The following is a 21,196-nucleotide window of genomic DNA, read 5'->3' on the forward strand; positions in this document are numbered from 1 at the left end:
AAAAAGTAAGAATCAAATTTGAAAGAAATACGTTTTTTTTCTGACCATTTTGTAAAAAAAGCGTACATAAAAATTAATTGGGTGTTAAGCACTATAGGATTGATTTACTTTGTGGTAGAATATGAGACATAAGATAATAAGGTTTTTGGAGGAATGAGTTTGAAATCAAAAGAATTAATTAAAACAGTCGTCTTTTTTGCCTGTTTAGCTTTGGGTCTGTTTTTACTGAGACAATTTGTATTTACGCCTGTCGTAGTGAGAGGTCATTCAATGGATCCAACGTTAGCAGATGGTGAACGGGTAATTACGTTAAAAAACACAGAAATTAATCGTTTCGATATTATTACTTTCCCAGCGCCAGATGAACCAGATAAAAATTATATTAAACGTGTGATTGGTTTACCTGGAGATACAATTGCGTACAAGGATGATACGTTGTACATCAATGGAAAAGAAGTTGACGAACCCTATTTAGATGAATTTAAAAAAGCCTTAACAGATGGTCAACCTTTGACAGGCGATTTTTCATTAAAAGAAAAAGTACCAGCAGATAGCTACTTTGTTTTAGGTGATAATCGACGGAATTCAAGAGATGGTCGAATGATTGGTTTTATTCATAAAAAAGATATTTTGGGTGAAGTGAAATTTGTGATGTGGCCATTCTCACGGTTTGGTCCAATACCAGAAGTGTCAAAACAATAAAAGAGACAATGAGTAAAAGAAAAGGGCGGAAATGTGTAAAAACAAACACATGTTTCCGTCCTTCTTTTGTGGTAAAATAAAGGCAGTGCAAAGGAAAAGGATGTGAAACCATGAGTGTGCAGTTTATTAGAGGAACCGCCGTGGCAGACTTAGAAGCGCCACTTATACAGGCGACAAAACAATGGCTAGAGGAAGACGCACAGCATGAAGTATTCTATTTAGTCCCGAACCATATTAAGTTTGAGCAAGAAATTCAAGTCTTGCAAAAGTTACGTCAATTACAGACAACTACGTCTGATTCAATAACCAGTACCCGTCTGCAGGTTTTTAGTTTTTATCGTTTGGCTTGGTACTATTTACAACATACACCTTTTTACTCGGCAGATGTTTTATCTGATGCAGGCGCTGCGATGATTTTCCGCAAAATTTTAGTAGAAGCAGAAGAAGAGTTACAAATTTTTAGAGGTGAAATTAACAAGCCTGGCTTTATTCAGCAACTATTTCAGCTTTATCAAGAAATGCGCGAAGGCAATATTGAAATTGCGGAGCTTTATCCATTTTTAGAAAAACAAACGGAGAACCCTAAAGGACAAGATTTACAACTTAAGTTTCAAGATTTAACGTTAATTTTTACGCGATTCCAATTGCAAATGAGTCAGTATGGCTATGAATCAGCGGAGATTATTCAACATTTAAGCGAGTATTTACAAACGGTTGATTTGTCGAATGTTCAATTCGTTATTTCAGGCTATCAGCAGTTTACTGCCAGAGAATTAAAGTTGATTGAAGTGCTAATGGCGCAAGCAGGTTCTGTGAAAGTAGCCCTCTTATTGGACAAACAATATCCGCATGACTTACCTGATCCGCGGTCGTTATTTTATGAAGCGGGACAAACCTATCATCAGCTTTATCAACTAGCAAGACAGAAGCAAATCCCGATTCTTTCAGATTATGTGGAAAAGAAAGAGGTATTAATTACAAATCCAGATTTGCAAGGATTAAACGATTATTGGATTCAATCGCAAGAACACCTGCCTCCATTAAGCACAGCTGACTGGAGGGGCGATGGCTTATTTCTGTGGCGTGCTGAAAACGTTAAAGAAGAATTAACACATGTTGCAACCGAAATTCGCCGTTTAGTGGTGGAAGAAGGGTATCGGTACAAAGAAATTCAGGTGTTGACTCGTGATTTAGATTGTTATGAAAATTTATTAGAACCGATTTTTGCGGAACACGAGATTCCTGTTTATGTCGACCGAGATATGGCTATGGATCGGCATCCTTTAGTCGAATGGATTGAATCTTTATTTGCTATTCATTCGTACAATTATCGTTATCGCGATGTGCTCCGTTTTTTGAGAACGGAATTATTTATGCCAATGAATCAACTCGCTACTTCTGAAGAAAGCTTGACTGATTGGTTAAACCAACGGAACGCTTGGCGCAGAAAAGTTGATATTACCGAAAATGTAGTCCTGGCATACGGCTATGAAGGTTATTATTGGTCGCAAGAAAAAGATTGGGAATTTATTCGGTATGATTTTGAAGCGGAAGAGCAAGAAGATGTCGCTACGATGGAAGAAGAGTCAAATGCGATTCGTCAATCGCTTCAACGGCTGTTACCTAGTTACTTTCAAGCAATGATAAGTGCCAAAACTGGTTTGGAAGCAGCGACCGTCTTCTATCACTTTTTACTGCAAAGTGGTGTGGCAACACAATTAAAAATGTGGCGCTTACAAGCTATCGAAGCCGGTCAACTAGAAACAGCTCGTAACCATGAACAGACTTGGGATGCATTGATGTCGTTACTAGATGAATACGTCACTGTTTACGGAGAAAGTTCGTTTGATTTTACAACGTTTCAAGAAATATTTGTTAGTGGCTTGGAAGGTTTGCACTATAGTAAAGTGCCGACAGCGATTGACCAAGTACAAGTTCGCGCAATGGATTTAACTCGACCTGGCGCTGCCAAGGTTACTTTTGCTATTGGGATGACGGAAGAAATTTTTCCACAAAAGATTGAAAATAAAACACTATTGTCTGATGAAGAACGTCAGACAATCAATGATACTTTAACGGAAAACCAATATTTACGTGGGACAACCGGACGCAAAATTGCGCAAGAACCTTATATTGCGTATCTCGTCTTTTCTTCAGCGCGAGAACGGTTATATTTAACCTATCCAAGTGTTAAAGACACCGCTCAAGAAGTCAAACCGTCTCCTTATTTTAAAAATATCCAAAAAGATTTAAACTTGCCCGTTTTTGAAAAAAATGAAACAACCATTTTCGATGATGAAACGACCAGTTTAGCCCATATTAGTACGTATCGGACGTTAATCGGTGAATTAACGCGTTTGAAAAGACAACGGAAAGAAACACAAGAAGGATTGTTGCCTTTCTGGTTAAATATGGAAAAAGCGCTAATGAACCAATCAATTGCGCCGCTAGCCAAGCAAGTTTTCGAAAGTTTAACGCATCAAAATATTCCTGAAAAGATTGATGAGGTCTTAGCAGAACCTTTATATGGTAAAGATATTTATACATCCGTTTCTCGGATGGAGAGTTTTTATCGGTGTCAATATCAATACTTTTCTCGCTATGGCTTACGTTTGAAAGAAAGAGATGTCTTTGGGCTTTCGCCAGCAGCTACAGGGGAATTTTTCCATGAAGCATTGGATCAGTTCTTTAAATTATTGATTATGAATCAACGGAACTTATCTGAATTAACCGATCAGGAAGTCAATTTATTGGCGGAGGAAGTACTAAATAGTATTTTAGGGGATGCACGTTTTTCTGTATTAACGACCTCTAGTCGCATGAACTATATTCGCTATCAATTGAGTCAAACAATTAAAAAAGTCAGTTGGGCGCTGAAACGCCAAAGCCAACGAAGTGGCATGACGACTGTTCAAACGGAAGTGTTATTTGGCCAAATTGCCGCTAAAAAAGGAATTTCTGGTTTGGAATTACCATTAAAAAATCAAGGGAAAATTCATGTTCGGGGAAAAATCGACCGGATTGATCAATTGGTTACACCCGAATCAACCTATTTAGGTGTGATTGATTATAAATCGAGTCACCGTAAATTTAATATGACAGAAGCGTATTACGGCTTAGCCATGCAAATGCTGACGTACTTGGATGTGGCTTTAATGGATGCTGTGCAATTAGTTGGTCAAGAAGCTAAACCTGCTGGCTCACTTTATCTGCATGTACACAATCCTACATTATCTTATGAAGGCAAAGACGACATTGAACAACAAATGCTTAAAAAATATCAGTTTGATGGTCTTTTGATGAAAGACCCAGATTTATTGGATCATTTAGATACGAGTCTGCAAGCTAAACAAAGTTCGTTGCTGTTTCCGATTGAAGAATCCGCCAAAGAACAAATTAAACCTGGTCGTCGCCAAGAAGATAAATTTGTGACAGAACCAGAACTAGGCGCGTTGCTTTCCCATAACCGAAATAAATTTATTGAAGCGGGGAATCAAATTATTGGCGGCGAAGTTCAACTTAATCCCGCTTATCAAGGCAAGGAACGGATTGCTTGTCGTTATTGTCCGTTTCGAAGTGTCTGTGATTTTGATGTGATGTTAAAAGAAAATAATTATCATCGTATTGAGAATTTATCCAAAGAGGAAATTATGGCGCGCTTGTTAAACAAAGATGAGGAAGGAGCAACCGAAGATGAGTAAAACAATTCCACTACGTCCAGCCAATGAGCAATTCACCGACAGTCAATGGCAAGCGGTGTTTGATGGCGATGAAAATATCTTAGTTTCTGCTTCGGCTGGCTCAGGAAAAACCACCGTTTTAGTCCGCCGTGTCATTGAAAAAGTCAAAAGCGGCGTCGATATCGATCGTCTCTTGATTGTGACGTACACTGAAGCCGCCGCCCGTGAGATGAAAGAACGTATCCAAGTGGCTTTACAAAAGGCAATGAATGAAGAACAAGATCCAGAAAGAAGACGGCATTTTTCTCGTCAAATTGCTCTTTTGCCAACAGCCAATATCAGCACGTTACATGCCTTTTGTTTAACTGTTATTCGTCGTTTTTATTATTTAATTGACATAGATCCAGTTTTTCGGATGTTAACAGATGAAACAGAAACATTGTTATTAAAAGAAGATGTTTGGGATGCATTACGTGAACAATTTTATGCGGAAAATCAAGAAGCGTTTTACCAATTAACAGCGAATTTTTCCAATGACCGTAGTGATGACGGACTCACTAACTTAATTTTTTCTTTTTATGAATTTGCCAAAGCCAATCCTGATCCAGAGGCGTGGATTAATGGCTTAACACAAGCCTACGAAGTAGGGGATCAGCTAGGCGAATCAACGTTATTTCAGACGTATTTAAAACCGCTAGCCGTTGAGACGTTACAACGAACTCTTCAGCGTTACGAAGAAATGGTGACCTTAACAGAGGGCGAAGAGAAACTTCAAAAGATTTGGTATTTAGCTCAAAATGAAAAGGAACAAACAAAACAATTTTTACAATTTTTAGAGAGAAATGATTTAGAAAGCGCCTATAATTTGACTGAATTGTTAAGCTTTGACCGCTACCCAACGGTTCGTGCCGAAGAGTTGAAACCAACCGCGGAACAAGCCAAACAGTTACGAGAACAAAATAAAAAAGCGTTAAATGATTTGAAAAAGCAACTGTTTACACTTTCTCCAGATGCCATGAAACAAGTCTTGAAAGAGGCCACGCCCATTGTTCAAGAAATGGCTCACGTGGGGAAACAATTTATGGAGGCCTATGGCGCAGAAAAACGGCTTAAAAATTTAGTGGATTTTAACGATTTAGAACATTATACGTTAGCTATTTTAGCGAAAAATCAGGCAGATGGCTGGCATGCATCAGAAGCCTCGGTTTACTATCGCGAAAAATTTGATGAAGTGTTAGTCGATGAATACCAAGATATCAATCAATTACAAGAATCTATTTTGTATTGGTTGCGCCGTCCGCTTAGCACAGAAGGAAACCTTTTTATGGTAGGAGATGTGAAACAGTCTATTTATTCTTTCCGCTTGGCAGATCCTACATTGTTTATTGAAAAATACAATCAGTATGGGCAAGGCAAAGAGGGTAAACGAATCATTCTAGCTGAAAATTTTCGTTCCCGCAAAGACGTTTTAGACTTTACGAATTTAGTATTTAGTCAATTAATGGATGAGCGAGTGGGCCAAATTGCTTACGATGAGTCAGCTGCTTTGGTTCATGGTTTTGATCAATTTTCGGAGGCGGCTGATTATTCAACTGAATTGCTAATTTATGAAAAAAAAGCAACAGAATCAGTTGAATTTCCAGAATTACAATCCCCTGAGTTGTTGATTGAAGATAAGACAGAAGGGGAACTTTACGTTACTGCTTTGAAAATTCGTGAATTAATTGACCAAAATTTCTTAATTTATGATAAAAAGCTGAAAACGGATCGACCGATTACTTATCAAGATATTGTCTTATTAACGCCTACAAAGAAAAATAATTTAACTATTTTAGATGTTTTTAAATCATTAGAAATTCCAGTTCAAGTCAATGATGCTCAAAATTATTTCCAAGCAACGGAAATTCGTACAATGATTGCCTTGCTTCAATTGATTGATAATCCCTATCAAGACATTCCTTTGGCAGCTGTGTTACGTTCACCAATTGTTGGATTAAAAGAAAACGAATTAGTGCTTATTCGTTTGGCTAATAAGGAAACCAGTTACTACGAAGCATTTTTAACGTTTAATCAAAAGATGGAACCAACCATGGAGGAAGCAGTTGTTCAGGAAAAAACTATACGTTTTGCTGAATCATTAGAAAAATGGCGGGAACAGGCTCGACGCAACCAGATTAGCAACTTGCTGTGGACGATTTATCGGGAAACGGCCTACCTTGATTATGTTGGCGGGTTGCCTGTTGGCAAACAACGCCAAGCCAATTTATATGCGTTGGTTGATCGGGCCGCGGCGTATGAAAAAACAACCTTCCGCGGATTATTTCAATTTGTTCGCTTCATCGAAAAAATGCAAGAAAAAGACAAAGATTTAGCGGAACCAGTCGTTTTAAGTGAAGAGAATGCCGTACGCGTCATGACGATTCACGCTAGTAAAGGGTTAGAATTTCCGGTGGTATTCGTTTTAGATATGACCAAAGAATTTAATGTCAGTGATTTGAATGAACGCTATATCTTTGAAGAAAATTTAGGCGTAGGCATTCGTTATTTACAACCTGAAGAACGAGTTATGTACGACACTTTACCATTTTTGGCGATTAAACAAGTACGATTGAGAAAATTACTATCCGAAGAAATGCGGAAGTTATATGTGGCGTTGACACGTGCAGAACAGAAACTTTTTCTGGTGGGCTCCTATAAAGACCAAGCGGCGATGTGGAAAGAGTGGCTGAAAGTTGGCGATGTAGAAACACTGGTGCTACCAGCTGAAAATCGCTTGCAAAGTAAAAGTAGTTTAATGAATTGGGTTGGGATGACATTGGTACGCCATCAAAAAGCCGATGAATATCAGCAAGAAGTAGTAGTAAGTAACGTTCCGCAAGTCAAAAAGCACCCAGCTAACTTTCATATTCAGTGGTTCAACGAAGAACAACTACGAGCAGCCATTCAGCAATTACAATTGCCAGAAAGACAAGCAGAGGATTTAGCCGAAAAAGCGCAATTATCTGCTGACAAAATCAATCGTGGTCTTGCACGGTTAAGTTTCAATTATCCGTTTGAAGTGGCTACTCGGACCACCAGTTATCAGTCTGTTTCTGAAATCAAGCGAGTATTTGATGACCCCGATAACAAAGAAATTGGTAAAATTGAGGTTCGGGAAGACAATACTATTCAAGCGCAACCGTTGATTGTCAATCGAATGATTGAAGGAGATTTAAGTAAGCCTAAATTTTTAGATACGGTTCAAGCGCCCTCAGCAGCTGAAATTGGGACAGCAACCCATTATTTATTACAACTAATTGATTTAAGTAAGCAACCTTCTTACGAGGAAGTGCGAGCTGTTCAAGAACGCTTAGTGGAAAATAAATTGATTTTACCAGCAATTGCTGAAAAAATGAATCTGGAACAAATCGTGGCCTTCTTTGACACCGCCTTAGGAAAACAATTGATTCAACACCATCAAACCGTTAGAAGGGAACAACCTTTTTCTATGCTGATTGAAGCAGAAGAGCTCATTCAAAATTATCCAGAAACGACACAAGATGATTTATTAATTCATGGGATTATTGATGGCTATATCGAATTAGACAATCAATGCATTTTGTATGACTATAAAACCGATCATGTAAAAGGCACCTCTCCCCAAGCGATTTCTGAAATTGTCGAACGGTATCGCGGACAGATGAATCTTTATCGTAGAGCGCTACAAGAGGCAACGCATAAAGAGGTGTCGCACGTCTATTTGATTTTATTAAATGGAGGAGTAATTATTGACATGCAGACAGGAAATGTTGTAGATTTTATAAAGTAGAAAAAATTAGAGGCAGAAACACTTACATTTTGTAAGGAATGTGCTATACTCATTGAAGAGGTGAGGAAGATGGAAAAAGTAAAAACAGAATCGTTTGTACTTTGTCCCAAATTTGAAAAATCATTTTCAATACTTGGTAAAAAATGGAATGGTTTAATTATTGATGTTTTATTAGAACGAGGTCCTCAACGTTTTGGCGAATTAAAAGAAAAAATTCCAATGTTAAGTGATCGTGTCTTAGTAGAGCGATTGAAGGAACTAGAAGCTGAAGGAATTATCACCAAAGCTGTTCGTTGCGGTGAAGGAAATCGCTTAGAATATTTCCTGACCGAAAAAGGCGAAGACTTGCAATTAGCGATGGAACAAATTCAACATTGGGCAGAAAAATGGGTAAAAGACGAAGAATGCAGTTGACCGCAAGCAAAACTTCTTGTAAACTAAACGTAATTAAATAACTAAAAAAACAGTGATGGAAACAAGTAGTTTGAATTGACGTGTTTTAGGGAGAGTCAGCCAGAGACTGGAAGCTGATTTACACAGTCACCAAGCGAAATTCACTTCCTGAGTTTGTTTGTTTTCAAGAAGAAAGCAAACCGGTAATTGCCGTTAAATGAAATGAGTGCATGACAACAATTTGTTATGAATTAGGATGGTAACACGATAGCTCGTTCCTTTGAAAGGAATGGGTTATCGTTTTTTTTAGTTTAAATAAAAGATAGAGGGGAACGCATAATGACATTACAAGCGCAATTAGAAGCTCTTAGAGACAATACGCTCAAAGAAATCGCACAAGTTGCTACTTTAAAAGAATTAAACCAAATTCGCGTAGAAACATTAGGAAAAAAAGGGCCAATCACCGAAGTATTAAGAGGCATGAAAAACCTTTCACCAGAAGAACGACCAGTGGTGGGGGGCTTTGCAAATGAAATTCGTGATTTATTAACAGAAGCAATTGAAGCGCGCAAAGTTGTTTTAGAAAACGAAGCGTTAAATGCGGCACTAAAAGAAGAAAGTTTAGATGTAACTTTACCTGGAAAACAAATGCCTCAAGGCACACGTCATATTTTGACACAAGTTATGGAAGAGATTGAAGATATTTTCTTAGGCATGGGTTATCAAGTAGTGGAAGGATACGAAGTAGAATCCGATCATTATAATTTCGAACGCATGAATCTACCAAAAAATCATCCAGCACGCGACATGCAAGATACGTTTTATATTTCAGATGAGATGTTAATTCGTACGCATACTTCACCAGTTCAAGCTCGAACAATGGAAAAACACGATTTTTCAAAAGGTGCATTACGAATGATTTCTCCTGGGAAAGTATTCCGTCGTGATACAGATGATGCGACACATAGTCACCAATTCCATCAGATTGAAGGCCTTGTTGTCGATAAAAATGTCACAATGGGTGATTTAAAAGGGACGTTAGAAGTCATGATGAAAAAAATGTTTGGTGAAGATCGTAAAATTCGTTTACGCCCTAGCTATTTCCCTTTTACAGAACCTTCAGTCGAAGTAGATGTTAGCTGTTTTAAATGTGGCGGCGCAGGTTGTAACGTCTGCAAACATACAGGTTGGATTGAAATTTTAGGTGCGGGGATGGTTCATCCAGATGTGTTACAAATGTCAGGGATTGATCCAACAGAGTACTCAGGCTTTGCCTTTGGCTTAGGACCAGATCGCGTTGCTATGTTACGTTATGGTGTAAATGATATCCGTAATTTTTATCAAAATGATTTACGTTTCTTAAATCAATTCAAGGTAAAGGAGTAGTTGAAAAATGTTAGTTTCTTATAAATGGTTAAATGAATATGTTAATCTTTCAAACGTTACTCCGCAAGAATTAGCGGACAAAATGTCTGTGACAGGTATCGAAGTTGAGGGCGTTGCTGTACCTGAAGAAGGATTAAAGAAAATTGTTGTCGGTGAAGTAAAAGAATGTGTTCCTCATCCAAACTCTGACCACTTATCAATTTGCCAAGTAGACATCGGTGAAGAAGAATTGTCACAAATTGTTTGTGGAGCACCAAATGTAAAAGCCGGAATTAAAGTCATCGTAGCATTACCTGGTTCAAGAATTGCAGGAAATCAAAAAATTAAAAAAGGTAAAATGCGTGGCGAAGTCTCTAACGGAATGATTTGTTCGTTAGAAGAGCTAGGATATTCAGACAATGTCGTACCAAAAGCCTATGCTGAAGGGATTTATTATTTACCTCAAGAAGCAGTGAATGGGACACCTGTTTTCCCTTATTTAGACATGGATGATGCGATTATTGAATTATCAATTACACCAAACCGTGCAGATGCACTAAGTATGAGAGGGGTAGCCTATGAAGTTGGCGCAATTTATCGTCAAACGCCTCAGTTTAATGATCCCGAACTCAAAGAAGATGCTTCAGATAACGTGGGAAATTACGTAACAGTGACTGTTGAAGATTCACAAGATGCACCAGCGTATCAAATTCGTGTCATTAAAGATGTGACGATTGCAGAAAGTCCTCAGTGGTTGCAAAATCGATTGATGAATGAAGGAATCCGTCCGATTAACAATGTGGTGGACGTGACAAATTATATTTTATTATTATTTGGTCAACCATTGCATGCATTTGATTATCAAAAATTAGATAGCAAAGAAATCTTGGTTCGTCGAGCAACAGCAGCAGAAGAACTAATTACATTAGATGGTGAAACACGTCAATTAACAGAAGAAAATATCGTCATTACGAATGGAAAAACGCCTGTCGGCTTAGCCGGTGTAATGGGTGGGGCTAATTCTGAAATCAGTCAAGAAACAACAACTGTGGCTTTAGAAGCGGCATTGTTCAATCCATTGTCTATTCGCAAAACGTCTAAACAATTCAATTTACGGAGTGAATCTTCAAGTAGATTTGAAAAAGGCATCAACCAAGCGACAGTGGGGCTAGCTTGTGATGTGGCAGCCGCGATGATTGCAGAGTTAGCCAACGGAACAGTGGTCTCAGGCACTGCAGTTGGTTCTGAAGTGGCCGTTAAAGAAGCGCAGGTAGCTGTGACTTTAGAGCGAATCAACCAATATTTAGGCACTGCATTAGATGAAGCAACGGTGAATGAAATTTTTGAAGCACTCGGTTTTGCTTATGAAGTAAATCAAGGCGCATATGAAATTACGATTCCACCAAGACGTTGGGATATTGCGATTGAAGCAGATATTATTGAAGAAGTGGCGCGCATTTATGGATATGATCATTTACCTTCAACATTGCCAAGTGGAGAAACAGTTGCTGGAAGTCTAACCAAAGCACAACATGTTACGCGCCAATTAAAGAGCTTACTGGAAGGTCATGGTACGAGTGAAGCCATCAGCTATGCATTGACAACAGAAGAAAAATCCCGTCAATTTATGATGAAAGAAAGTCAAACAACACGTTTGCAATGGCCAATGAGTGAAGAGCGTTCTGTGTTACGTATGAACTTAATTTCTGGTTTATTAGATGATGTCGCATACAATGTGGCACGTAAAAATAATAATATCGCCTTCTACGAAGTAGGACGCGTTTTCTACCAAACAGAAGATCCAACAAAAAATTTACCTACAGAAGAAAATCACTTAGCACTTGCTTTAACTGGTAATACAATGGTTAAAGATTGGCAAACAAAAGCAACAGCCGTTGATTTTTATACAGTAAAAGGCTTAGTGGAAAGTATTGTAGCTGTTTTAGGATTAACAGAAAAAATCAGTTATCAAGCGACAACGGCGATTCCAGAAATGCATCCAGGCCGGACAGCATGGATTTATTTAGAAGATGAAGTGGTTGGTTTTGTCGGACAAGTTCACCCAACGACAGCAAAAGCGTACGATATTCCTGAAACATATGTTGCTGAATTAAACTTGCAACAATTAGTAGCCACAGAAGCAGGCGGGGTTACTTATGAAGCAGTTTCTAAATTCCCAGCAGTTTCTCGAGATATTGCTTTATTAGTCGATGAAACAGTTACCAATCAAGAACTAGTTAAAACTATTTCAGATAACGCAGGTAAATATTTGAAAGAGATTCATTTATTTGATGTATATCAAGGTGAAAAACTAGGCGCTGGCAAAAAATCAATGGCGTATAGTTTAACTTTCGTTAATGCAGAAGCGACATTAGTGGATGAAGAAATTAACCGTTCAATGGAAAAGGTTGAAAAAGCGCTAATTGAAAAACATCAAGTAGAAGTAAGATAAAATAAAAACAGGAAAGTGGGGCATAAGTCGAAATGACTTATGCCCCACTTTCTAAATCTTAAGATAATCAGCTGAACAAAAGCAGCTCCTTCGGAAATAAGCCGAAATTCTCCAAAAATTAAAGAACAATTTTCGGAAATTCCTTCTTATTTCTTGGAGCTAAACACTTTTGTCTCAGCCTCCTGTTTTTAACTACATTAATAACTTTTCGCCCAATTTCGTGAAAGCCAACGTGAAAATTGTGAGATACTAAAGTTAATAATGAAATAAATTAGGGCGACGATTCCGTAAATAGTGAATACTTGTCCTGTTTGTGCGTAGCGCCCCATTAAGATATAAGATTTGCCAAAGAGTTCTTGTAAAGCAATCACGGAATACAAGAAACTTGTATCCTTGATGACAGTAACAAACTGAGAAACAATTGCTGGTAAGACATTGCGAATGGCTTGAGGCAAAACAATATGATAAAGAATTTGCCAATTTGAAAAACCTTGAGAACGTGCCGCTTCAATTTGGCCTTTGTCGACCCCATTTAAACCACCACGAATAATTTCCGCTAAAGCAGCGGTGGTAAACACAGTAAAACTCACAATTCCAGCAGGTGTGGATTTGATTTTGAAAATCAAAAAAATAACATAAATCCACAATAAGTTTGGAATATTACGCACCACTTCTACATAAATACTGGCAAGTAACTTCAGTGGTCCATGGGTTTGATTTCGCAAAACGGCTAGAATGGTGCCAAAAATCGTACTCAAAATAATTGAGACGAAGGAAATATAGAGCGTCAATTTTAAGCCGTTAAATAGAAATTGAAAATTATTTGCTGTCAGTAATTGACGCATTTCTTCTGAAAAAGGCATCTGTTTTCCTCCTATCTGCTATATGCTTTCTTATTTTTTTCTTCCATTTTTCTAGCCAAATTCGCTAATGGGAAGCAAAGAATGAAATATAAGAAACCAGCAAGCGCAAAGGCGGGAATATAGTTCAAGTTGACAGACGACCAACTATTGGCAGCAAACATTACGTCAGCGCCAGAAATAATGGCAACTGTTGACGTATTTTTAATTAGGTTCACTACTTGATTGGTTAAAGGCGGTAACATAATCCGCCATGCTTGTGGTAAAATCACATACCGCATCGTTTGACCATACGTTAATCCTTGGGAGTAAGCCGCTTCAAATTGCCCTCTTGGGACAGCTCCGATTCCTGAGCGAACCACTTCAGAAATGTAGGCGCCATGATAGAGGCCTACACACAGAATGGCAATCGTAGTAATAGAAAATGAAAGCAGCGGGCTTAGCAGAGGAAAGCCATAATAGACTACGATAAATTGAATCAACAAAGGTGTGTTTTGAAAAAATTCTACATAGACACGACTAATTGCGTGTAAAAGTTTACTTTTGGTCGCTGATAAACTGCCAAAGAAAATGCCTAAAGCAAAGGCAACTAAGATCGCTCCTAAAGAAAGCAGAATAGTATAGAGAAATGCCTGACCAAAAATTCGCCAATCTTGAAATAAAGCTTCCCAACGATATAAGGCAAATGGCCCTTCTTCAAGCCAGGAAATATTGGCTAACAAAAACATAAAAATCCCTCCTAAAATTTTTGATTCTTCAAGTCTTAGGAATGATTAATTTTTTAAGCCCCAGTCTTGATAAATTTTTTCTAGTGTGCCGTCTTTTTCCCATTTTTCAATTAAACCATTTAGATAATCATTTAATTCAGTATTTGCTTTCTTTGTGGTAATTCCATATTCTTGTGGCGAAAAACCATCTTTTAAAATTTCTGTCTTGCCATCCACATAGCCAGATAGGATTGATTTATCCACTGAAAATGCATCAATTCGTTTAGAAGTTAACGCTGTTTTTAATTCTGGATAGGAACCTAATTCTTGATAAGTAAATTTGATTCCTTCCTCTTGCGCTTTTTTCTCTAAGTTTTCTTTTGTCGTAGCAGATTGTGCAACGCCGATTGTTTTTCCGTCTAAATCTTTCATACTTGAGAAGTTATCCTCTTTGCGCACAAGGAAACCAATCTCATCTGTATAATAAGGAGTTGTAAAATTATAAGTCTTTTTACGTTCATCAGTAATTGTAAATGTAGCAATTACCATATCTAGTTCACCATTGTCTAAAAGGGGACCGCGCGTTTTCGCTGTCACGCCCACAAATTCCACATTCTCTTCGCTGCCGGTAATTTCTTTCGCAATCAAGCGTGCAATATCTGGTTCCATTCCTTCATTTTTGTTTGTATCAGGATTCATATAGCCAAAATTAGGAATGTCTTCTTTGACACCTACTTTAATTTTCCCCGCTTTTTTTAATTGTTCTACTGTGACCGTTTTGTTTGATGAAGCACTTTTGGAAGTTGAGTCATTGTTGCCGCTACCACAGCCCACAATGATGCCTGCTAATACAAGTAAGGAGAGTCCAGCCAGCCATTTATTTTGTTTTTTCATTCCTTCATTCCTCCAATTTTTTGTTTTTTATTCATTACCCGTTATGAATAATTTTACTTAGAAATTCTTTTGCACGAGGGTTTTCAGTGCTTGTAAAGAAATGTTCAGGCGTTCCTTGTTCAATAATCTGTCCTTGGTCCATGAAGATTACACGGTCAGCCACTTGACGAGCAAAGCCCATCTCATGTGTGACACAAACCATGGTAATATTTTGTTTGGAAAGATCGACCATTACATCTAAAACTTCTTGAATCATTTCTGGATCAAGTGCCGAAGTCGGTTCATCAAAAAGGATAATCTCAGGATGCATATTTAAGGCACGAGCAATAGCGACCCGTTGTTGCTGCCCGCCAGAAAGCTGCGAAGGATAAGCAGAAGCTTTATCAGCCAAACCGACTCGTTCTAAATACTCCATGCCAGTACGAATCGCTTCGTCTTTGGAAACGCCCATCACTTTAATCGGTGCTAACGTTAAATTATCAATAATCGTTTTGTGAGCATATAAGTTAAAATTTTGAAAGACCATGGCAACTTTCTGGCGAACCTTTTGAATCGGTGCTTTCGGTTTGGTGATGTCAATGTTATCAATTACGACGGAACCATCATTGACTTTTTCCAATTGGTTCATACACCGAATTAATGTACTTTTGCCAGAGCCGGAGGGTCCGATAATGACAATTTTTTCTCCTTGCTCTACATTCAAAGTAATATCTTTTAAAACGTGATGCTCCCCAAAATACTTATTTACATGTTCTAAAGAAATCATAGGCAGTCTCCTTTGCAATCATTTGGTAGAAAAGATAACAGAGGATTCGGTGAGAAACGTGTTATTTAAATTAAATTAACCAAATGTATTTCTAATTGTATTCTCAATGTTAGGAATTATAACATACAAAAAAATGAATTACTAGTTTTTTAATCGAAAAAGATTTCCTTCAAAAAAAGAAATAAATGAGAGCAAAACAGGAAAAATTGACAATAGTCCTTAAAAAGTAGAAAATAAAGGCAGTGAATAAAAGGCAAAGGTAGGATGAGAATGAGCAATCAAGAAGCCATTGGATTAATTGATTCTGGCGTTGGTGGATTAACTGTTTTAAAGGAAGCGCTAAAACAATTACCAAATGAACGATTAATTTATTTAGGAGATACAGCCCGTTGCCCATATGGTCCACGACCAGCCGAACAAGTCGTTCAGTTTACTTGGGAAATGGCCGATTTTTTATTGAAAAAACGAATAAAAATGCTAGTAATCGCATGTAATACCGCGACGGCTGTCGCATTAGAAGAAATTAAAGCTGCCTTGCCAATTCCAGTTGTCGGTGTTATTTTACCTGGCGCACGAGCAGCCGTTAAAGTCACAAAAAATAACAAAATTGGTGTCATAGGTACCTTAGGGACAATCAAAAGTGCTTCCTATGAAATCGCCATTAAAAGTAAGGCACCAGCAATTGAGGTGACTAGTTTAGCTTGCCCTAAATTTGTCCCCATTGTTGAAAGTAATCAATATCGTTCTTCCGTAGCAAAAAAAATTGTGGCAGAAACACTTCAAGCACTACAATTAAAAGGACTTGATACGTTGATTTTAGGTTGTACCCATTACCCGTTGTTACGTCCGGTGATTCAAAATGTGATGGGGAGTCATGTGACATTAATTGACTCAGGAGCCGAAACAGTTGGCGAAGTCAGCATGCTTCTCGATTATTTTGACATTGCCCACACGCCTGAAGCGCCTACACAGCCCCATGAATTTTATACAACTGGTTCTGCAAAAATGTTTGAAGAGATTGCAAGCAGTTGGCTTGGTATAGAGAACTTAAAAGCACAACAGATTCACTTAGGAGGAAACGAAAATGATTAGACATGATAGTCGTGCACCAAAAGAATTGCGAAAGATCACTATTGAAACCAATGTTTTTAAACATCCAGAAGGTTCGGTGGTTATTTCGTTTGGCGATACCAAAGTAATTTGCTCAGCCACTGTCGAAGAAAAGGTTCCCCCATTTTTACGAGGCGCGGGAACAGGTTGGGTAGCAGCTGAATATAGCATGCTCCCTCGCGCGACGAACACAAGAAATATTCGGGAAAGTGCGAAAGGAAAATTAACAGGGCGAACAATGGAGATTCAACGTTTGATTGGGCGGTCATTGCGAGCTGTTGTTGACTTAGAAAAGTTAGGGGAACGGAGCATTGTTGTCGATTGTGATGTGATTCAAGCAGATGGGGGAACCCGTACTGCTAGTATTACAGGCGCTTTTGTTGCTCTACGCTTAGCAGTTAATCATTTATTGATGACTGGTGCGCTAGCGGAAGACCCAATTAAAGAGCATTTAGCTGCTGTCAGCGTGGGTATTTTACCCGATGGTTATTGTGTGCTGGACTTAGATTACGCAGAGGACTCGAATGCTGCAGTGGATATGAACATCGTGATGACCGAGTCTGGTGAATTTGTGGAAATTCAAGGAACGGGTGAAGAAGCTACCTTCTCAGGAGATGAGTTAAATGCCATGCTCTTTTATGGAAAAACAGGGATCGAGGAATTAATTGCGTATCAGAAAGAAGCGCTTTATGCTTTAGCCTCTGAAGAAGTCCCTTCGCAAGATTCAGAAGAGAAAGTGATTGTCATTGCAACTAGAAATCCTGGTAAAGCGAAAGAGTTTAGTTCAATTTTTGGTGAAAAAGGATATACAGTTAAGACGTTATTAGATTATCCGAATTTGCCAGATGTAGAAGAAACTGGTCGAACATTTGAAGAAAATGCTCGTCTAAAAGCTGAAACAATTGCAGAAATTTTACAGAAACCAGTATTAGCAGATGATTCGGGATTAATTGTTGATGCGTTAGGGGGAATGCCAGGAATCTATTCTGCTCGTTTTGCTGGTGAACCAACTAATGATGCTTCAAATAATGCGAAACTATTGCACGAGTTAACGGGCGTGCCAAAAGAAAAAAGACAAGCGCGTTTCCATTGTACATTGGTTTTTGCTGAACCAAAGAAAGAAAGTCTGGTGGTCGAAGCTGAATGGCCAGGAGAAGTCGGCACGATTCCTCGTGGTGAAGGAGGCTTTGGGTACGATTCACTTTTCTATGTCCCAGAGCTTGGTAAGACGGCAGCTGAATTGTCTGGAGAAGAGAAAAATAAAGTTAGTCATCGTGGACAAGCAGTGGCAAAATTAAAAGAACAATGGGAAGAATGGCTAAAAAAATAGGAGTTGAAACGTATGAAAATCTTGGTAGTAAGCGATAATCATGGCGACCGTGACTGTTTAGTTGACTTAGTGAATCATTATGAAGGACAAGTCGATGCACTCTTTCACTGTGGTGATTCTGAATTAGAACCGACAGATGAACTTTGGCAGAAATTAATTGTAGTCCAAGGAAATTGTGATTTTTATGATGAATTTCCCAAAACTGTGACTAAAAAAGTGGGGGATCAAGTTATTTATATGACACATGGTCATTTGGCCAATGTTAGAATGGGGCTCACGACACTTGCTTTACAAGCGGAAGAAGCAGGAGCGACAATTGCCTTATTTGGTCACACTCATGTACTGGGCGCAGAGCGACACAATAACATTCTCTTTGTTAATCCGGGAAGTATTCGTTTACCTCGTGGACCAGTTCAAGAGAAAACATATGCCATAATTGAAAGTACACCTGAACAATATCTCGTTCAGTACTATAACAAAGAGCACCAACCATTGGAACGATTAAAGGCAACGTTTACGAAGTAAGTGAATGTTAAGAAATAAGTGCTACTTTTTTATTTATCAGATTTTGAGTGTAGGACAAAAATCTCTTTTTGATTTTTGTCCTACGCTCTTTTTTTAGTCGACTTGGATAACCTTTAAGCCGGTCTTACGAAGTTCTGTAATTAAAGTTGATGAGCAATGTTTGTCTGTAATCAAACAATCAAAAGCGGTAATATCAGCAATTTTAAATTTAGATGTCAAGCCGATTTTTCGATGGTCCGCGACCAGAATTTTTACTTTTGTTGTTTGTTTTATCATAAGCTCATTAATTTTTGCTTCATTGAAAATTTTTGTAGTGACGCCATGTTCTAAACTGACCCCGCTACAGCCAATTACGCAAACATCGGCATGCGTTGCGGTGATTGTGTTAATGGCAATATCTCCTACCAGAACTTCTTTGGGAAAACGTAATTCGCCTCCGGTCAAAATATAATTGTATTGAGAAACATGAGGCTTGGTGGCAATTTTTAAATTATTCGTTACGATGGTCAGATGGTCGGCCTTTAAATAATGGAGAATATTCAAAGCAGTGGAACTTGAATTGATGAAAACGGTATCATAATCACTTAGATAGCTACAAGCAACACGAGCAATGGCTTGTTTTAATAACTCCGGTCCTGATTGATCAAAGTCTTTCTGATTTTGGTCGTTGTAAATACAATACCCATATTTTCGAATGATGTCATTCTTAGTTTCTAAGACATTTAAATCACGACGAATTGTGCTTAAGGAAACATTTAAAACATCTGCTAATTTATAGGTAGTCATTTGTTTGTTTTTTTGCAGCAGCGCGAGAATGTTTTGTTGCCTTTTTTCAATGGTTTCTAATGAACTTTTCAAGTAATACAACCTCCTTTAGTTATTTTTTTGGACACGGTCCCCCATGAAATAGTATAACTCATAGGAAAACAAAACACGTAAAAGAATCATTAAAAGTGCAAACAATCATATAAAAGGGTTTTCATTGTGATTTTTTGCGGCTATGATTTTCTTATAAAGCATAACACAATCATTTGAGAAGAGGAGTGGTAGCATGAGCAAATCGATTCATGAAATTACAAAAGAAAGTTGGTTGAAGGCGACATTTCCAGAATGGGGCACTTATTTAAACGAAGAAATTAATCAGACAAATGTGCTTCAAGGAACGGTTGCACTCTGGTGGCTTGGTTGTACAGGCATTTGGCTGAAAACGCATGAGAACACGAATATTTTATGTGATTTATGGTGTGGAACAGGAAAACAAACGCACGGGAACGGCTTAATGAAAAATGGCCATCAAATGATGCGCATGAGTGGTTGCCAAAAAATGCAACCTAATTTAAGAACACAACCTTTTGTGATTGATCCTTTTGAAATAAAAGAGGTAGATGCTTTAGTTGTCACACATATTCATTCAGACCATTTGGATATTCACACAGCTGCTGCTGTTCATCAAAATTGTCCTAAGGCTCTATTTATTGGTCCAAAAGAAGTAGTGAAAACATGGCAGCGTTGGGGTGTTCCGTCAGAAAAAACACGGGTTATAGAGCCTGGTCAAGAAATAAAAGTGAATGATGTGAACGTATTGGCCTTGGAAGCTTTTGATCGAACCGCGCTAATTACTTCTGATGATCCTGAAAATACATTTAAAGGTAAAATGCCTCAGGACATGAATGAACTAGCTGTCAATTATCTATTTGAAACCTCAGGTGGTACGGTATATCACGCCGGAGACTCTCATTATTCTAACTTGTTTGCGAAACATGGTAATCAATATGCAATTGATGTTTGCTTAGGAGCATATGGCGAAAATCCTCGCGGTATCACAGATAAAATAACTTCTGTTGATATGTTGAGAATGGCAGAATCTTTAAATGCGAAAGTAGTCATTCCTGTTCATTATGATATTTGGTCTAATTTTATGGCGGATCCAAAAGAAATCATGGAAATTTGGAAATTTAAAAAAAATCGTTTACATTATCAATTTAAACCATATATTTGGCAAGTGGGTGGCAAATTTGTTTATCCAGATGACAAAGACAACTTAGAATTTAACTTTGATCGTGGCTTTGATGATGTTTTTGTTAAAGAAAATGATACACCATTTCCTTCATTCTTGTAAGAAAGGCTGGATGTACAATGTTAACTTATTTTTGGGAGCAAGAGCTTATTCATTACCCTGATAAAGAACCGGTTAGTTGGCAAGAGGCGATTCAGGAAAGTTGTTTGATTTTACTCCAAAAACACATCATCGATCAGAGTTACGTCGATGAGATTATCCAGTGTGTCGAAACGTTTGGACCTTATATCATCATTGCTCCTGAAGTAGCCATGCCACATTCATCAGAGGAAAGCGCAGGCGTTTTTGGAACGGCCATTTCTTTTACAAAATTTAAGCAAGCAGTCACTTTTGCTGGCGATCAAGAAGCAAAAACAGCAACATTATTTTTTACATTGGCAGCCCAAAATCCCGCCGAACATCTTGAAAATATTCAGCAATTGATGGATTTATTGATGACGGATGGCGTGATTGCTGACTTGTTAGAAACAAATACGCCAATGGATTTTAAAGAAGTTATGGAGAAATATCAATTATAGGGGGAAAAA

General features: G+C 38.1%; 16 protein-coding genes and 1 other annotated feature. Of the genes, 11 read left to right on the top strand and 5 right to left on the bottom strand.

Annotated elements, in window-relative coordinates:
• The first annotated feature begins 153 nt into the window (after positions 1-153).
• From lepB to pheT, 6 genes are all read left to right on the top strand, one after another.
• Positions 154-702, top strand: a complete 549-nt coding sequence (gene lepB, locus IGK27_RS04535) for a signal peptidase I (RefSeq protein WP_014524992.1) — start codon at positions 154-156, stop codon at positions 700-702.
• Between the two features lie 110 nt (positions 703-812).
• Entirely contained in the window at positions 813-4,403 is a 3,591-nt protein-coding gene (locus IGK27_RS04540; protein ID WP_033626406.1) for a PD-(D/E)XK nuclease family protein, read from the top strand.
• Positions 4,396-8,190, top strand: coding sequence for a helicase-exonuclease AddAB subunit AddA (gene addA, locus IGK27_RS04545; protein WP_075320348.1), 3,795 nt, complete (start codon positions 4,396-4,398; stop codon positions 8,188-8,190). Before IGK27_RS04540 ends, addA begins: the two co-directional genes overlap by 8 nt.
• Before the next feature lie 69 nt (positions 8,191-8,259).
• Positions 8,260-8,604 carry a winged helix-turn-helix transcriptional regulator gene (locus IGK27_RS04550; protein WP_002358035.1) on the top strand — a complete coding sequence of 115 codons (345 nt, stop codon included), beginning with the start codon at positions 8,260-8,262 and terminating at the stop codon, positions 8,602-8,604.
• A 43-nt stretch (positions 8,605-8,647) separates the two neighbouring features.
• Positions 8,648-8,866 (top strand) — a binding site (T-box leader).
• Positions 8,867-8,922: 56 nt separating this feature from the next.
• The gene (pheS, locus tag IGK27_RS04555; protein ID WP_033626351.1) at positions 8,923-9,969 is read left to right on the top strand and encodes a phenylalanine--tRNA ligase subunit alpha; all 1,047 of its coding nucleotides are present in this window, start codon (positions 8,923-8,925) and stop codon (positions 9,967-9,969) included.
• A 7-nt stretch (positions 9,970-9,976) separates the two neighbouring features.
• On the top strand, positions 9,977-12,400 hold the full coding sequence (gene pheT / locus IGK27_RS04560) for a phenylalanine--tRNA ligase subunit beta (RefSeq protein WP_002378183.1): 2,424 nt from the start codon (positions 9,977-9,979) through the stop codon (positions 12,398-12,400).
• 197 nt (positions 12,401-12,597) lie between these two features.
• Here the strand turns inward: pheT and IGK27_RS04565 are convergent, their stop codons facing one another.
• From IGK27_RS04565 to IGK27_RS04580, 4 genes are read right to left on the bottom strand one after another with little or no spacing between them, the layout of a single operon-like run.
• On the bottom strand, positions 12,598-13,263 hold the full coding sequence (locus IGK27_RS04565) for an amino acid ABC transporter permease (RefSeq protein WP_002382114.1): 666 nt from the start codon (positions 13,261-13,263) through the stop codon (positions 12,598-12,600).
• 11 nt (positions 13,264-13,274) lie between these two features.
• A complete protein-coding gene (locus IGK27_RS04570) occupies positions 13,275-13,988 on the bottom strand; it encodes an amino acid ABC transporter permease (RefSeq protein WP_002363695.1) in 714 nt (237 codons plus the stop codon).
• 45 nt (positions 13,989-14,033) lie between these two features.
• Positions 14,034-14,861, bottom strand: coding sequence for a transporter substrate-binding domain-containing protein (locus IGK27_RS04575; RefSeq protein ID WP_002360586.1), 828 nt, complete (start codon positions 14,859-14,861; stop codon positions 14,034-14,036).
• A 34-nt stretch (positions 14,862-14,895) separates the two neighbouring features.
• Positions 14,896-15,627, bottom strand: coding sequence for an amino acid ABC transporter ATP-binding protein (locus IGK27_RS04580; protein ID WP_002358029.1), 732 nt, complete (start codon positions 15,625-15,627; stop codon positions 14,896-14,898).
• 264 nt (positions 15,628-15,891) lie between these two features.
• On the opposite strand from IGK27_RS04580, the gene racE reads away from it, so the two are divergent.
• The 3 genes from racE to IGK27_RS04595 are packed head-to-tail and all read left to right on the top strand — an operon-like array spanning position 15,892 to position 18,592.
• A complete protein-coding gene (gene racE, locus IGK27_RS04585) occupies positions 15,892-16,719 on the top strand; it encodes a glutamate racemase (protein WP_002358027.1) in 828 nt (275 codons plus the stop codon).
• Entirely contained in the window at positions 16,712-18,067 is a 1,356-nt protein-coding gene (gene rph, locus IGK27_RS04590; RefSeq protein WP_002358026.1) for a ribonuclease PH, read from the top strand. Before racE ends, rph begins: the two co-directional genes overlap by 8 nt.
• 12 nt (positions 18,068-18,079) lie before the next feature.
• The gene (locus IGK27_RS04595; protein WP_002381991.1) at positions 18,080-18,592 is read left to right on the top strand and encodes a metallophosphoesterase; all 513 of its coding nucleotides are present in this window, start codon (positions 18,080-18,082) and stop codon (positions 18,590-18,592) included.
• A 93-nt stretch (positions 18,593-18,685) separates the two neighbouring features.
• Here the strand turns inward: IGK27_RS04595 and IGK27_RS04600 are convergent, their stop codons facing one another.
• Entirely contained in the window at positions 18,686-19,450 is a 765-nt protein-coding gene (locus tag IGK27_RS04600) for a DeoR/GlpR family DNA-binding transcription regulator (RefSeq protein ID WP_002381990.1), read from the bottom strand.
• A gap of 193 nt (positions 19,451-19,643) precedes the next feature.
• On the opposite strand from IGK27_RS04600, the gene ulaG reads away from it, so the two are divergent.
• Positions 19,644-20,711, top strand: coding sequence for an L-ascorbate 6-phosphate lactonase (ulaG, locus tag IGK27_RS04605; protein ID WP_002358022.1), 1,068 nt, complete (start codon positions 19,644-19,646; stop codon positions 20,709-20,711).
• A gap of 17 nt (positions 20,712-20,728) precedes the next feature.
• Positions 20,729-21,187, top strand: a complete 459-nt coding sequence (locus IGK27_RS04610) for a PTS sugar transporter subunit IIA (protein WP_002358021.1) — start codon at positions 20,729-20,731, stop codon at positions 21,185-21,187.
• Positions 21,188-21,196 lie beyond the last annotated feature (9 nt).

Origin of the sequence: Enterococcus sp. DIV0236 (genome assembly GCF_050558525.1) — a bacterium.
In the GTDB taxonomy this organism is placed as follows: Bacteria; Bacillota; Bacilli; order Lactobacillales; family Enterococcaceae; genus Enterococcus; species Enterococcus faecalis.